The sequence below is a fragment of the Bradyrhizobium guangdongense genome, from assembly GCF_006483445.1.
Classification (GTDB): domain Bacteria; phylum Pseudomonadota; class Alphaproteobacteria; order Rhizobiales; family Xanthobacteraceae; genus Bradyrhizobium; species Bradyrhizobium guangdongense_A.
The window spans coordinates 1-13,187 of the sequence record NZ_PPPT01000122.1 but is presented as its reverse complement, the minus strand read 5'-3'; the positions used below and the strand labels follow the sequence as shown (position 1 = coordinate 13,187).

Genomic DNA, 13,187 nt, shown 5'->3' with positions numbered 1-13,187 from the left:
CCCCGCAAGCGGGGAGAGGTGAAGGAAATTACGTCTCGATCTTCACATACTCGAAATCGCCGGGCTTGTTGTCGATGCCGACCTTGGGCGGCGAGATCCAGGAGGCGTATTCGCCTGTTACGGTGACGGGCTTCATCAGCGAGGTGATGAAGTCGCCGTCGCTGGTCGAGGGCAGCCATTCATCCTTGCGCCTGGCCCAGGTCGCATCGTCGATCAAGATGCCCTCGGGCGTGGCGTGCACGTCCTTGAACTCGCCGATGTGGCGATGGAAGGCGACGTTCGGCAGCTTGAGCTGGTAGCTGTAGCCCGCGGTCGTGATCACCTTGTTCCAGCGCAGCATGCCCTTGACGCAGTCCTGGCTGTAGTCGTCGCGCAGGCGCATGTTAAGCGCGGTCAGCGCCGGCTCGTCGACCATCTTGATCTCGCCGTTGACATATTTGAGCACCGGATAGGTCGAGTTCTTGAGCTGGTGATCGTCGTCGATCTGGGTCTCGTGGTAGCGGCCCTTGATGCCGGCGTTGAACGCGTTGGCAGCGTTGGTCGAGACTTCCGAGCCGAACAGATCAAGCGACAGCGTGTAGTGCAGGTTCAACTTCTTCTGGATGGTCGGCAGGTCGATGACGCCGAGCGCGCGGACCTTTGCGATGTCGGTCGGATCGGTGATGCCAGCCGCCTTCATCGCATCGCACGTGCGCTGCACGACGCGGGTGATGCCGGTCTCGCCGACGAACATGTGGTGCGCTTCTTCCGTCAGCATGAAGCGGCAGGTGCGCGACAGCGGATCGAACCCCGACTGCGCCAGCGAGTGCAACTGCATCTTGCCGTCGCGATCGGTGAAGTAGGTGAACATGAAGAAGGACAGCCAGTCCGGCGTCGCCTCGTTGAAGGCCCCTAACATGCGCGGCGCATCCGCATCGCCCGAGCGGCGACGCAGCAAATCATCGGCTTCCTCGCGGCCGTCGCGGCCAAAATACTTTTGCAGCAGATAGACCATCGCCCAGAGATGGCGGCCTTCCTCGACATTGACCTGGAACAGGTTGCGCATGTCGTAGAGCGAGGGCGCGGTCTTGCCGAGATGGCGCTGCTGCTCGACCGAGGCCGGCTCGGTGTCGCCCTGGATCACGATCAGGCGGCGCAGCATGGCGCGGTGCTCGCCCGGGACTTCCTGCCAGGCCGGCTCGCCATAATGCTCGCCGAAGGGAACGACGCGGTTCTCCTCCTGCGGCGCAAGCAGAATGCCCCAGCGATATTCGGGCATGCGCACGTAATCGAATTTTGCCCAGCCGCGCGGATCCACCGAATAGGCGGTGCGCAAATACACGAGCGATTCCTGGAAGCCTTCAGGCCCCATGTCGCTCCACCAGTCCATGTAACCGGGGTGCCAGCCTTCGAGCGCCTTCAGCACCTGGCGGTCTTCGGCGAGATTCACGTTGTTGGGAATCTTGGTCGAGTAGTCGACGTTCATGATGTTCATGTTCATGGCCGTGCGTCTCCTTAAACTCGTGTCATATCGAATTTGGGCTTCTGGCCGCTGCCGTAACGGCGCAGCGCGCCTTCCTCGCCGACGGCGTTCGGGCGCTGGAAGATCCAGTTCTGCCAGGCGGTCAGGCGCGCGAAGATCTTTGACTCCATCGTCTCAGGGCCGACGAAGCGCAGGCTCGCTTCCATGCCGGTGAGGCTGTCGGGCGAGAAGCTCGCGCGCTCTTCGAGGAACACGCGGACCTCGTCGTCCCAGTCGATGTCGTCGAGCGCGAAGGTGACGAGGCCGAGCTCTTCGGCCTCCTCGGCATCGAGGCTGGTGCCGATGGTCGCTTCGGCGCGCTCCACGTCGGACGGATCGGCCTGGAAGCGCGATTGCAGGCGGGTCAGCCCGTGGCTCATCGGATACGGGCCAAAATTCATCGCGGAGAGTTCGATCGACGGCGGCGGAGGGTTGTCGCCCTGGCGCGTGCCGATCAGCATGTAGGAGCGGTCGGCGGCAAAGACGAGCTCGGCGAGCGTGCCGGCAAAGCAGGAGCCGGGCTCGACCAGCGTCACCAGCGTGCGCGAGGTGACGTCGATGCGCTTCAGTACGCGCTTCCAATAGTGCCTGATTTCATTGACCAGCCAGTGCGCCTTGTTGGCTTCGAGGAAGGCGTCGGACGCCAGCACGTTTGCGCGGTCACCATGGCTCTTGAACACGAGCATCGCGATCTCGAGCTCGTTGATGCGCAAGTGCAGGATCGCATCGTCGAGCTCGCGCGCGACCTGCAGCGGCCAGAACGAGGCGCCCTGCGCAAGCATCCCGTCGATATCGGCGGGCGGGGCCGCCTCCGGCGCCTTGATCGAGATGGTCGCGATGCGGGCCGCCCGGTCGATGTCGACATTGACGAAGCCGTAGCGGATGCTGGCCTCGTCGATGATGCGCTTGAGCGGCGTCAGCGCGATGCCCTTGCCGGAGCCGTTACGCTTGGATTGGCCAGCAAATTCCTTGGCGCGCTCGGCGATCTTCGCCTCGAGCTTGGAATTCGGCGCGATCTCGTCGACCAGACGCCACTGCACGGCGCGTTTGCCCTTCACGCCCTCCTCGATCGTGCAGAAGAAGTCGGCGTGGTCGCGGCGCACCTTGCGCTTGTCGACGACGCGCGTGAGGCCACCGGTGCCCGGCAGCACCGCGAGCAGCGGCACTTCCGGCAAAGCCACCGCGGAGGCGCCGTCGTCGGCGAGGATGATGTGGTCGGTCGCAAGCGCGAGCTCATAGCCGCCGCCGGCAGCCGAGCCGTTCACCACGGTGATGAAGCGCTGGCCGGAATTCTCCGACGAATCCTCCATGCCGTTGCGCGTCTCATTGGTGAACTTGCAGAAGTTGACCTTGTGGGCGTGGGTCGAGCCCGCGAGCATGCGGATGTTGGCGCCGGCGCAGAACACGCGGTTTTTGGCCGAACGCATCACCACGACCTTCACCTCGGGATGCTCGAAGCGCAGACGCTGCACAACATCCGCCAGCTCGATGTCGACACCGAGATCGTAGGAATTGAGCTTGAGCTGGTAGCCCTCGAACAGGCCGCCATTCTCGTCGACATCCATGGTCAGGGTTGCGACATCGCGGTCGACGGCGAGCTTCCAGTGCCGGTAGCGCGACGGTTCGGTCTGGAAATCGATGAATTTTGCACCGCCTGCGAGGCGACGGTCTTCCCCGGCCATGAGCCACCCTTGCGCGTTTTATTGTGGGCTTAGGTCTTAAGCGTTAGATGCACAATAATGCATCTTTTAGACCGCGTCTAGCCCATAACGAACCAGACATGCATTTTGTTTCATCCGGTCGTTTTGGGATGGGTCACGGCACCCAAGGCGATCCAGTCGGCCTTGGAGAGCTGCGGACGGCCGAGTTTGGCCTGCAGCAGGGCCGACAGCGGCTCGGTGGGAAAGCCGTCGGCAAAGCCGTCGCCGGCGGCGGTCGCCTTGCGGGCCGACAGCGTCCGCAGCTCGCCAAGCGCGTCGCCAAACAGGCGCGAGGCCGAATGCGGCTTCAGCATGCGCAGCCGCAGATTGGCGTTGGCGATATGGATGCAGGCCCGCAGCAGGATGCGCTCGCGGCCGCCTTGCGGCGCTGCGGCCCAGACCGCTTCCAGCACCTCCTGCGCTTCCCAGAAGTAGCCGCGATCGTTCAGCGACAGCCCATAGCGCAGCGCCGGATGCCGCGCCGGCACATAGCCGCGGAACGCCGAGGGCACCAGCGCCTTGGCCATATCAAGGGTTTCGAAGTCGGCCTCGGCGTCGCTGGTTTCACCTGGCACATAGGCCCATTGCGGCCAACGCAATGGCGCACGCGGAACTGGTGGCACGTTCATCGGAGGCGTGCCCCCGATGAATTATGCTGCGTATCCCTGCAAGCCCCGATCGTTGCGAAGGGCCGCCTCGGCAAATTGTACAATCGCGTCAAGCGTCGCCCCCGGCGCTTCACGATGCGGCGAATGTGCCGCTCCTGAAATGACTTTCAAATCTACCGGACAATAGCACTCTTCCTGCGCAATCTCGACCTGGCGCATTGTCCCATATTGATCATCCACACCCTGCACGATCAGCATGGGTACGCGGATATAGGCGAGATAGTCTGAAATATCCCAGTCGCGGAATTTCGGATCGAGCCAGGCGCCGTTCCAGCCGTAGAAGGCGTTGTCGACGTCCTTGTGCCAGCGCGCGAGCTTGGCCTTGAGATCGGTGGTCTCGTAGGTTGTCTTGATCTCTGCGATCGACTTCACCGAGATGTCCTCGACGATGAAATGCGGCGCAAGCATCGCGATGCCCTGCAGCCGATGATCCTGATGCGAGCCGGCATAGATCGCCGCAATCGAGGCGCCGTCCGAATGGCCGAGCAACAGGCCGCGCTGGAAGCCGATGGCATCGAGCAGCTTTGGCAGCACGTCGAGCGCTTCGCGATGCATGTAGTCGAGTGGTCGCGGCAGGGTTACCGGAGACGACTGGCCGTAGCCCGCGCGCGAGTAAAGGAAGATGCCGGCGCCGGTTGCGTGTCGAAGCTTCTCCGGGAAGTCACCCCACAGCCCGACCGAGCCGAGGCCTTCATGCAACATCACGATGGTCGGCGCATCGGTGGATTGTGGTGCCAGCCATTTATATTCGAGGCTGGCGCTGCCGACGGTGAGGAAGCCTGTGGGGGTGAGGTTGGTCATGCTGTCGTGCTCTTTCCGTCGTCATGCCCGGGCTCGACCCGGGCATCCACGTCTTCCTTCAATCGCGGTGGCACGTGGATGGCCGGGTCAAGCCCGGCCATGACGGCTGCCGCTAACGCGCCCCTTCCCGCAATTTGAACCGCTGGATCTTTCCTGTCGCGGTCTTCGGCAGCGAATCCACCACGTCGATCCAGCGCGGATATTTCCAGGGACCGATCTTGTGCTTGACGTGCTCCTTCAGCATCTCCTGAAGGTCGTTCGTCTTGGCATCCGGACGCAGCACGACAAACGCCTTCGGCTTCAACAGGCCTTCGGGATCGGCTTCCGGCACGACGGCCGCTTCCAGCACGGCGGGGTGTGTGATCAGTGCGCTCTCGACCTCGAAGGGCGAGACCCAGATGCCTGACACCTTGAACATGTCGTCGGAGCGGCCGCAGAAGGTGTAGCGCCCTTCGGCGTCGCGGACATATTTGTCGCCGGTTCGGGTCCAGCTTCCCTCAAAGGTGCGGCGGGTCTTGCTGCGCTGATTCCAGTAGCCTTCGCCGGCGGACGGCGCGTCGACCACCATCTCGCCGACATCGCCGTCAGGCACGTCCTCGCCCGCTTCGTTCACCAGCCGGACCGCATAGCCGGGCACCGGCTTGCCCGACGAGCCGTATTTGATGTCCCCGGGCGCGTTCGACAGGAAGATGTGCAACAGCTCGGTCGAGCCGACGCCGTCGAGAATGTCGACGCCAAAACGTTCTTTCCAGTGATTGCCGACCGATTCCGGCAACGCTTCGCCGGCCGAGGTGCAGATGCGCAAGGCGCCGCCGCCGCGCTCGTTCTTCGTGGCCTCGTCGTTGAGCATCGCCGCGAACAACGTCGGCACGCCGTAAAAGATCGTCGGCTTGTATCTGTTCATGAGATCGAACATGCGCGCCGGCGTCGGGCGCTCGCTGTTGAGAATCGTGGTGGCACCGACCGACATCGGGAAGGTCAAGGCATTGCCGAGGCCGTAGGCGAAGAACAGCTTTGCCGCCGAAAGACAAACGTCGTTCTCGCGGATTCCCAGCACCTGCTTGGCGTAGGTGTCGGCGGTCGCTTGCGGATTCGAATGCAGATGGCGCACGCCCTTGGGCATGCCGGTCGAGCCGGAGGAATAGAGCCAGAAGGCCGGTTCATCCGGATGCGTCGCCGCGGTGGCGAAGCTGTCGCTCTCACGGGAAAGCTCTTCCTTGAGCTGCTTGTGACCGTTCTGCTTGGCGCCTGACACGACGACATGCTCGAGATCGGGCATGCGGCCGACGACATCCTTGATGACGGGATAGAGCGCCTCGGAGACGAACAGCACGCGCGCGCGGCAGTCGGCGAGGATGTAGGCATATTGCTCCGCCGTCAGAAGCGTATTGAGCGGCACCGGCACGATGCCGGCGCGGATCGCGCCCAAAAACACGATCGGGAAGTCGACCGTGTCGAGCATGATCATGGCGACACGCTCTTCGCGGCGGACGCCGAGACGGCGCAGCATGTTGGCGGCACGACAGGTCTGTTGCTGGAGCTCGCGATAGGTGAGACGGGCGACCGTGTCGTCGAAGACGAGCTTGTTACCCCTGCCCTCCCCGACGTTGCGATCGAGCAGCCAGGTCACCGCGTTGTAGGATCCCTCGCTCACGGACTTCTCCCCCGAATTTTGAATTATAATTCATAGAAAGACACCCCGACAGCTTGCTGTCAATGCTGTCAGGCATTATGTTTCATTAAATTGCGCCGCCGGACATCCGCTAAAGAAGGCAAATGACCGACAGTCCCGACGCCGAATCCCAATTTCTCGAACAGCTCGGCCAGCGCGTGCGCACCATGCGCGCGCTACGCGGCATGTCGCGAAAAGTGCTCGCAAAAGTCTCGGGCATTTCGGAGCGCTACATCGCGCAGCTCGAGAGCGGCAAGGGCAATGTCTCGATCGTGCTGCTACGGCGCGTGTCGGACGCGATGGGCGCTCATCTGGAAGATCTCTTGCCCGCCATCGAGCCCACGCCGGACTGGCAGATGTTTCGCGACCTCCTGCGCAAGGCGACACCGGCGCAGATCGCGCAGGCCAAGGATCTGCTCGCCGGCGGCAGCGCATCCGCGCCGCGGCGTGCGCCGTTCTGCGGCATCGCGCTGATCGGCCTGCGCGGCGCCGGCAAGACCACGCTCGGCCGGATGCTGGCGAAGAAGATCGGCTGGAGTTTTGTCGAGCTCAACAAGGAGATCGAGCAGCAGAACGGGCTGTCGGTCGCCGAGATCATCGCGCTCTACGGCCAGGAAGGCTTTCGCCGCATGGAGCAGGCCGCGCTCCAGCAATTGCTGGCGCGTAACGAGCTGATGGTGCTCGCCACCGGCGGCGGCATCGTCTCGGAGCCTCTGACCTTCGACCAGATACTGTCGTCGTTCTACACGATCTGGCTGAAGGCCGAGCCCGAGGAGCACATGGCGCGTGTGCGGCGCCAGGGCGATCTCCGCCCGATGGCCGACGACCGCTCGGCGATGGCGGAGCTGCGCAACATTTTGCTCAGCCGCGAGCCGCTCTATTCGCGTGCCGCGGCGGTGGTGGATACCGCGGGCCTGAGCGTCGATGCCGCGGCCGCGCGCCTGATCGATGCCGTGCGCCCCGTGTTGCAAAACGAAGCGCGCAGCTTTGGCCTGCGCAGCGTGGCGCTGTAGATGACCGACAGCGACGTCACGGTTTCCATCTTCGAGCGGATCGGCGGCCGGGCCACGATCGACCGGCTGGTCGATCGCTTTTACGAGCGAATGGATACGCTGCCGGAGGCGCGGACCATTCGCGCCATGCATGCGGCCGATCTCGGCGAGATCAAGGATGTGTTGAAGCGCTATCTCACAGAATGGACCGGCGGGCCAAAACTCTATTCCGTCGAGAAGGGCCATCCGCGGCTGCGCCAGCGCCACATGCATGTCGCGATCGGCGATGCCGACCGTGACGCCTGGCTGTTGTGTATGCGCGGCGCGCTGGAGGAAACCGTGACTGACGTCGTCGCGCGTCAGGACCTCGATCAGGCGCTGTCGCGGCTCGCCGACTGGATGCGGAACCGGTAGAGGCCTGCGAAAGAAGTCCCATTGGTGGGACGCGATCTCGACGCTATGCTGCGCAGAGCCCGAGAGATGCGCAATGGATGCCAGCGTAGCCCCCGATATCATCAGCCGGCCGGTCTCGCCGCGCCTGGCGCATCTCGTCTCCAACATCTCGTTCTATCGCGAGCGCGGAATTGGCCTGACCGCGTTCCGGCACGCAGCACCGCTGGCTTTGCCGCTGCTGGTCAATCTGGGTTCGCCGTTTCGCATCGCGCTCGGCCGCACGCCCAGCGATGCCGACGCGCAGCCGAGCTTCGTCGCGGGTCTCTTTCCCGGCCCGGTACAGATCGAATCCGACGGCCGCGCCGCCTGCGTCCAGGTCGATTTCACCCCGCTCGGCGCCTATCGCTTCTACGGCGGCGCGGTGCCTGACCTGACCGCACGGATGGTCGGTCTCGATGATGTGCTCGGACGCGACGGCAGGAGCCTGAGCGAGATGGTCGCCAACGCCGAGGGATGGCAGCGACGCTTCGAGATCGTGGAGGACTTCGTGCTTCGCCGCGCCGTTCATGAGCCGTCGCCTTCGATCGCCTCGGCGCTTCATATGCTCTGGCGTAGCGCGGGCACGGTCAGAATCGGGGAGATCGCCGCCGACATCGGCTGGAGCCGAAAACATCTCGCCCGCCGCTTCCAGAACGAGATCGGCGTCGCGCCCAAGACGTTTGCGCAGATGCTCCGCTTTCATCGCGCCTGTTCGCTCGCCCGCACGCACGGCGCCGACGGCTGGGCGGCCATTGCCATCGATGCGGGCTATGCCGATCAGGCGCACCTCGCGCGTGATTTTCGCGTCTTCAGCGGCGAGACGCCGACCGCATGGGCCGCGCGGCTCGATGGCACCGACCCGCGCCTGACGCGCGAGGCCGGCGGATAGGTCCCATTTGTTCAAGCCGGTCGCGACGGAGTGACTTAAGGCTCGGTCACATCATCGAGCTGGAGAGTTCCATGACCAATCCGAATGCCAACGAGGCGCCGCGCCTCTACCACACCATGCGCTGCAACGATGCCGAGGCGATGATCGCATGGCTGAAGGACGTACTCGGGTTCACCGAGCGGGTGATCTACCGCCGCGAGGGCGTCATCATTCACGCCGAGCTCGCCTTCGGTTCGTCGATCCTGATGCTCGGCGCGCATCGCGACGACGCCTATGGCAAGCGGGTCGGCGACATCGGCGGACGCCGGACCGATGCGGTCTATCTCGCGGTCGATGACCCCGATGCGCTCTATGCGAAGGTGAAGGCGTCTGGTGCCTCGATCGAGATGGAACTCACCAACACCGACTATGGCAGCCGCGATTTCGCGGCACGCGATCCCGAGGGCGGGCTGTGGAGTTTTGGCACCTACTGGCCCAAGGTCGGCGAAGAACCTCTATCGGGCTGAGTGCAGGCCGCGCCAAGTTTGAAAACAACCCCATGCACAGTAGCCGGGTTCAGGGGCGATTGCGGATTTTACGAAATTTCTCTTGACCCGTCGGGCAAATCAGGTGTATATTGCCATCATCGCAAGGGGTGCGACGAACGAACCGTTGCATCATGCGGGCGGATTGCGCAGGGCCTCTCATCCGAGAGCGCATGACGGGGCCGTTGCCAACCGACCCCGCTTCTTTAAGCTTCCGCTTATGACAGATCATCTCCCCGACACCATCCGCCGCCTCTACACCGATCCCGCCGAATATATCGACAGCGATCATCCGGCCGTGGAGGCCTTCGCCAAAGGCGCAGTGCGCGCTGACGCCAGCCATCGTGAAAAAGCGAGCGTGCTCTACACGGCCGTGCGCAACGGCATCCGCTACAATCCCTATGTCAGCATGCGCGTCGCCGAAACCTTTCGCGCCTCCAGCGTGCTCGCCGCGGGCCAGGGCTATTGCGTCGGCAAGGCCGCGCTCTATGCCGCGGCCTGCCGCGTCCACGGCATCCCGGCCCGCGTCGGCTTTGCCGACGTGAAGAACCATCTCACCACCGAGAAGCTGCGCCAGAGCATGGGCACCGACATCTTCACCTGGCACGGCTTCACGGAAGTGTATGTCGACGGCGCCTGGCGCAAGGCGACGCCGACCTTCAACGACACGCTGTGCGCAAAAGTCGGCGTGGCGCCGCTCGATTTCGACGGCCACAATGATGCGCTGCTGCATCCGTTCGACGGCGAGGGCCGCGCCTATATGCAATATGTCAACGATCGCGGCACCTATCACGACGTGCCGGCGAAGTTTTTGATGCGCGAGATGGCGCGCGACTACGCCAACATGCAGGGCGAGGATCTTTCCGGCCGCGACATGGAGCGGGAAGCGGCGGAAGGGTAACGAGGTGCGTAGGGTGGGTTAGCGGAGCGGATTGCGCGAAGCGCAAACGGCTCGGCGTAACCCACCACTTCTGTTGACATGGAGAGAGAAGAGGTGGGTTACGCCAGCGGACCGCGCTTCGCGCGGCCGCGTGCTAACCCACCCTACGAAGCTTCCTAGATCGACCAGTAATTCGCGTGCGCGTAGGGCTGCGAGCGATCGCCCCAATCGAATTCGTCGCCGTCGAATTCGCAGGGGCCGCTGGCGAGCTCCTCCAGCGTCACGTCGACGCGAAAGGCTTGCCGCGCCGGATCGTATTTCAGCGCGCTCCATGCGACCGGATAATGATGGCGGGTGCCGATCAGTCCGCCGGTCCTGATCACGGCATAGGCGACCGTGCCGCTCACCTTGTCGAGCATCAGCCGCTCGATCGTGCCGAGCTTGACGCCGTTGCGTCCGTAGACGCCGACATGCTCCACGCGATCGCTGGGAACCATGGTGTGTTGCATGGTGATCTCCCTGGGTTCTTGCGTGGGGGGAAGTATAGCACAAGCGACAAGACCGTAGGGTGGGTTAGCACGTGGCCGCGCGAAGCGCGGTCCACTGGCGTAACCCACCACTTCTGCCGACGCGGTCACCAAAGAGGTGGGTTACGCCGAGCGGCCTGCGCTTCGCGCGGCGGCTCAGCTAACCCACCCTACAAGAGCTGCGACCGTACGGACTCCGCGCCATCGCGCAGCAGCGGGAGAAACCGCTCGATCAGCTCCTGCACCGGCACGCGATCGACATGGGCGCCCATGTTGATGGCGGCAACGATGGTGTCGTCGTAGCGGCGGACGGGAACCGAGATCGAGCGGAAATGCGGCTCGGCTTCGCGGTCCACCAGCGAATAGTTTTGGGCGCGGTCGGCGACGATGGTTTTGAGCAGCGCCCTGGCATCTGTGACCGTCTGCGGCGTCAGCGCCTCGCGCTTCATTGCCTTCAACCGCGCCGCAAGCGTCGCATCGTCGAACTGGCCGAGCATGGCGCGGCCGACCGAGGTGCAGAACGCCGGCAGGCGGTAACCGATCTCGAGCCCGCCGGAGAACACGCGCATCGGACTGCCTCGCGCGATGAACACGACGTCGTCGCCGTCGAGCACCGCGAGCGAGGAAATTTCTTGCGCCGCGGTGGCGATGCGGTCGAGCACCGGCTGCAGCACGGCGACGAGCTGGTTGGAGCGCAGAAAGGAGGCCGCGAGCGTCAGCACATGCGGCGTCAGCGAGAACAGCTTGCCATCGCTTGCGACGAAGCCGCCATGCCCAAGCGTGAACAGGATCCGGCGCGCGGTCGCGCGCGGGAGGTCGGCGGCGCGCGCGAGGTCGCTCAGCGTCATCGGACCGGAGGTCGTGCCAAAGACCTGGAGCAGCCGCAGGCCGCGGTCGAGGCTCTCGACGAAATCCGTCGCACGCTCTTCGGTGTCGCTTCGCTTCAGTTTGGGCATGGCCTTGCGAATTTCCTGCAAAATATTGCTTGCCGCTGGATCAAGGCATGGCATAATTCGCCCATTCGTTCAATAGGCGAACAATTTGATTAGGTGAGCACACTGGTTAGCTCCCTCGCCCCGCTTGCGGGGAGAGGCGAAGGAAAGCGCACCTGACTGCTCGAGAAAAAGGACGCCACGCCATGATGAGCCAGGAGCAGAACGACCTGATCACCCGCACCGGGCCGAAGGACCCTTGCGGCAAGCTGATGCGGAGCTACTGGCAGCCGGCGGCGCTGGTGGACGAGCTGGAGGGTGCGCGTCCGATCCGTCCGGTGAAACTGCTCGGCGAAAACCTGGTGCTGTTTCGCGACGAGACCGGCCGCTACGGATTGATGGACCGCCACTGCGCCCATCGCGGCGCCGACCTCGCCTTCGGGCGGCTGGAGAACGGCGGACTGCGCTGTGCCTTCCATGGCTGGCTGTTCGACGCGACGGGACAGTGCATCGAGACGCCGGCGGAGCCGAAGGACTCAAAACTCTGCCAGGGCATCCGGCAGCGCTCCTATCCCGTCATCGAGAAGAGCGGCATCCTCTGGGCCTGGCTCGGCGAAGGCGAGCCGCCCGCATTCCCCGAGCTCGACTGCTTCGTTGCACCCGGCACGCATACATTTGCGTTCAAGGGCCACATGGCCTGCAACTGGCTGCAGGCGCTGGAGGTCGGCATCGATCCCGCGCACGCCTCCTATCTTCACCGGTTTTTCGAGGACGAAGACACGTCCACGGCCTATGGCAAGCAGTTCCGCGGCGCCTCCGCCGGATCCGACCTGCCGATGACGAAGATCCTGCGCGAATACGACTGCCCGATCATCAATGTCGAGCACACCGAATACGGCCTGCGGCTGATTGCGTTGCGCGAGATCGACGAGGAGCGCACCCATGTGCGCGTCACCAACCAGCTCTTCCCGCACGCCTTCGTCATCCCCATGAGCACGGAGATGACGATCACGCAGTGGCACGTGCCTGTCGATGACGAGAACTGCTACTGGTATGCGATCTTCACGAGCTACACGACGCCGGTCGACAAGACCAAGATGCGCGACCAGCGGCTCGAGCTCTACACGCTGCCGGACTACAAATCGCGCAAGAACAGCGGCAACGATTACGGCTTCGATCCGCACGAGCAGCAAACCGCGACCTATACCGGCATGGGCACCGACATCAACGTGCACGACCAGTGGGCGGTGGAATCGATGGGTGCGATCCAGGACCGCACCAAGGAACACCTCGGCTCGAGCGACAAGGCGATCGTGCAATATCGCCGCCTGCTGCGGCAGGAGATCGAGAAGGTCGCGGGCGGCGAGAAGCCGATGCTGCATCTCGACGCGAGCAACGCGCGGTCGATCCAGGGCCCGTCGACCATGGACGGCATCGGGCCGACCCAGGGCTGGGAAACCTACTGGATGGAGGTCGACGTCAAGCGCCGCCGCGGCGCGCCCTGGATGGCGCCGGTGCCGAAGGACATCGCGGGCAAGGTGCATCGGCTGACGGCGGCGGAGTGAGATCGATGCACGCTCCCGTAGGGTGGGCAAAGGCGCGCTCTTCGCGCGCCGTGCCCACCATCTCGCCAGGCATGCGACAGACATGGTGGGCACGCTTCCGCCGC

At 64.0% G+C, this 13,187-nt stretch carries 13 protein-coding genes; 6 read left to right on the top strand and 7 right to left on the bottom strand.

Translation table 11 applies throughout. The features are described 5' to 3' along the window. Positions 1 to 28: 28 nt before the first annotated feature. The 5 genes from boxB to C2U70_RS18045 all read right to left on the bottom strand — a co-directional run bounded on the left by boxB (position 29) and on the right by C2U70_RS18045 (position 6,324). Positions 29 to 1,480: a benzoyl-CoA 2,3-epoxidase subunit BoxB gene (gene boxB, locus C2U70_RS18065; RefSeq protein ID WP_140979785.1), complete on the bottom strand. Its 1,452-nt coding sequence runs from the start codon at positions 1,478 to 1,480 to the stop codon at positions 29 to 31. 14 nt (positions 1,481 to 1,494) lie between these two features. Beyond that, a complete protein-coding gene (gene boxC, locus C2U70_RS18060) occupies positions 1,495 to 3,183 on the bottom strand; it encodes a 2,3-epoxybenzoyl-CoA dihydrolase (RefSeq protein WP_140979784.1) in 1,689 nt (562 codons plus the stop codon). 110 nt (positions 3,184 to 3,293) lie between these two features. Then, a complete protein-coding gene (locus C2U70_RS18055; RefSeq protein WP_140979783.1) occupies positions 3,294 to 3,830 on the bottom strand; it encodes a DUF309 domain-containing protein in 537 nt (178 codons plus the stop codon). Between the two features lie 21 nt (positions 3,831 to 3,851). Then, entirely contained in the window at positions 3,852 to 4,670 is an 819-nt protein-coding gene (locus C2U70_RS18050; RefSeq protein WP_140979782.1) for an alpha/beta fold hydrolase, read from the bottom strand. A gap of 112 nt (positions 4,671 to 4,782) precedes the next feature. Beyond that, a complete protein-coding gene (locus tag C2U70_RS18045) occupies positions 4,783 to 6,324 on the bottom strand; it encodes a benzoate-CoA ligase family protein (protein WP_140979781.1) in 1,542 nt (513 codons plus the stop codon). Positions 6,325 to 6,446: 122 nt separating this feature from the next. Between C2U70_RS18045 and C2U70_RS18040 the strand changes: the two genes are divergently transcribed. The 5 genes from C2U70_RS18040 (at position 6,447) to C2U70_RS18020 (ending at position 10,080) form a co-directional block, all read left to right on the top strand. Beyond that, positions 6,447 to 7,355 carry a helix-turn-helix transcriptional regulator gene (locus tag C2U70_RS18040; protein ID WP_140979780.1) on the top strand — a complete coding sequence of 303 codons (909 nt, stop codon included), beginning with the start codon at positions 6,447 to 6,449 and terminating at the stop codon, positions 7,353 to 7,355. After that, positions 7,356 to 7,748 (top strand): group II truncated hemoglobin, encoded by a 393-nt coding sequence (locus C2U70_RS18035; RefSeq protein WP_140979779.1) that lies wholly within the window; start codon positions 7,356 to 7,358, stop codon positions 7,746 to 7,748. A gap of 73 nt (positions 7,749 to 7,821) precedes the next feature. Next, complete coding sequence (locus C2U70_RS18030) at positions 7,822 to 8,655, top strand: helix-turn-helix domain-containing protein (RefSeq protein WP_140979778.1); 834 nt, start codon at positions 7,822 to 7,824, stop codon at positions 8,653 to 8,655. A gap of 71 nt (positions 8,656 to 8,726) precedes the next feature. Then, the gene (locus tag C2U70_RS18025) at positions 8,727 to 9,161 is read left to right on the top strand and encodes a VOC family protein (protein ID WP_186294331.1); all 435 of its coding nucleotides are present in this window, start codon (positions 8,727 to 8,729) and stop codon (positions 9,159 to 9,161) included. A 238-nt stretch (positions 9,162 to 9,399) separates the two neighbouring features. After that, positions 9,400 to 10,080 (top strand): transglutaminase-like domain-containing protein, encoded by a 681-nt coding sequence (locus C2U70_RS18020; RefSeq protein ID WP_140979776.1) that lies wholly within the window; start codon positions 9,400 to 9,402, stop codon positions 10,078 to 10,080. Between the two features lie 155 nt (positions 10,081 to 10,235). Here C2U70_RS18020 and C2U70_RS18015 read toward each other — a convergent pair whose 3' ends face one another. After that, on the bottom strand, positions 10,236 to 10,568 hold the full coding sequence (locus tag C2U70_RS18015) for a PRC-barrel domain-containing protein (RefSeq protein ID WP_140979775.1): 333 nt from the start codon (positions 10,566 to 10,568) through the stop codon (positions 10,236 to 10,238). Between the two features lie 188 nt (positions 10,569 to 10,756). After that, the gene (locus C2U70_RS18010) at positions 10,757 to 11,542 is read right to left on the bottom strand and encodes an IclR family transcriptional regulator domain-containing protein (protein ID WP_140979774.1); all 786 of its coding nucleotides are present in this window, start codon (positions 11,540 to 11,542) and stop codon (positions 10,757 to 10,759) included. Positions 11,543 to 11,724: 182 nt separating this feature from the next. On the opposite strand from C2U70_RS18010, the gene C2U70_RS18005 reads away from it, so the two are divergent. Continuing rightward, the gene (locus C2U70_RS18005) at positions 11,725 to 13,083 is read left to right on the top strand and encodes an aromatic ring-hydroxylating dioxygenase subunit alpha (protein WP_140979773.1); all 1,359 of its coding nucleotides are present in this window, start codon (positions 11,725 to 11,727) and stop codon (positions 13,081 to 13,083) included. Positions 13,084 to 13,187 lie beyond the last annotated feature (104 nt).

Coding starts and splice junctions, on each gene's coding strand:
- C2U70_RS18010 (WP_140979774.1), bottom strand. CDS start 11,542: ATGCCCAAACTGAAGCGAAGCGACACCGAAGAGCGTGCGACGGATTTC.
- C2U70_RS18035 (WP_140979779.1), top strand. CDS start 7,356: ATGACCGACAGCGACGTCACGGTTTCCATCTTCGAGCGGATCGGCGGC.
- C2U70_RS18040 (WP_140979780.1), top strand. CDS start 6,447: ATGACCGACAGTCCCGACGCCGAATCCCAATTTCTCGAACAGCTCGGC.
- boxC (WP_140979784.1), bottom strand. CDS start 3,183: ATGGCCGGGGAAGACCGTCGCCTCGCAGGCGGTGCAAAATTCATCGAT.
- C2U70_RS18015 (WP_140979775.1), bottom strand. CDS start 10,568: ATGCAACACACCATGGTTCCCAGCGATCGCGTGGAGCATGTCGGCGTC.
- C2U70_RS18030 (WP_140979778.1), top strand. CDS start 7,822: ATGGATGCCAGCGTAGCCCCCGATATCATCAGCCGGCCGGTCTCGCCG.
- boxB (WP_140979785.1), bottom strand. CDS start 1,480: ATGAACATGAACATCATGAACGTCGACTACTCGACCAAGATTCCCAAC.
- C2U70_RS18055 (WP_140979783.1), bottom strand. CDS start 3,830: ATGAACGTGCCACCAGTTCCGCGTGCGCCATTGCGTTGGCCGCAATGG.
- C2U70_RS18020 (WP_140979776.1), top strand. CDS start 9,400: ATGACAGATCATCTCCCCGACACCATCCGCCGCCTCTACACCGATCCC.
- C2U70_RS18005 (WP_140979773.1), top strand. CDS start 11,725: ATGATGAGCCAGGAGCAGAACGACCTGATCACCCGCACCGGGCCGAAG.
- C2U70_RS18025 (WP_186294331.1), top strand. CDS start 8,727: ATGACCAATCCGAATGCCAACGAGGCGCCGCGCCTCTACCACACCATG.
- C2U70_RS18050 (WP_140979782.1), bottom strand. CDS start 4,670: ATGACCAACCTCACCCCCACAGGCTTCCTCACCGTCGGCAGCGCCAGC.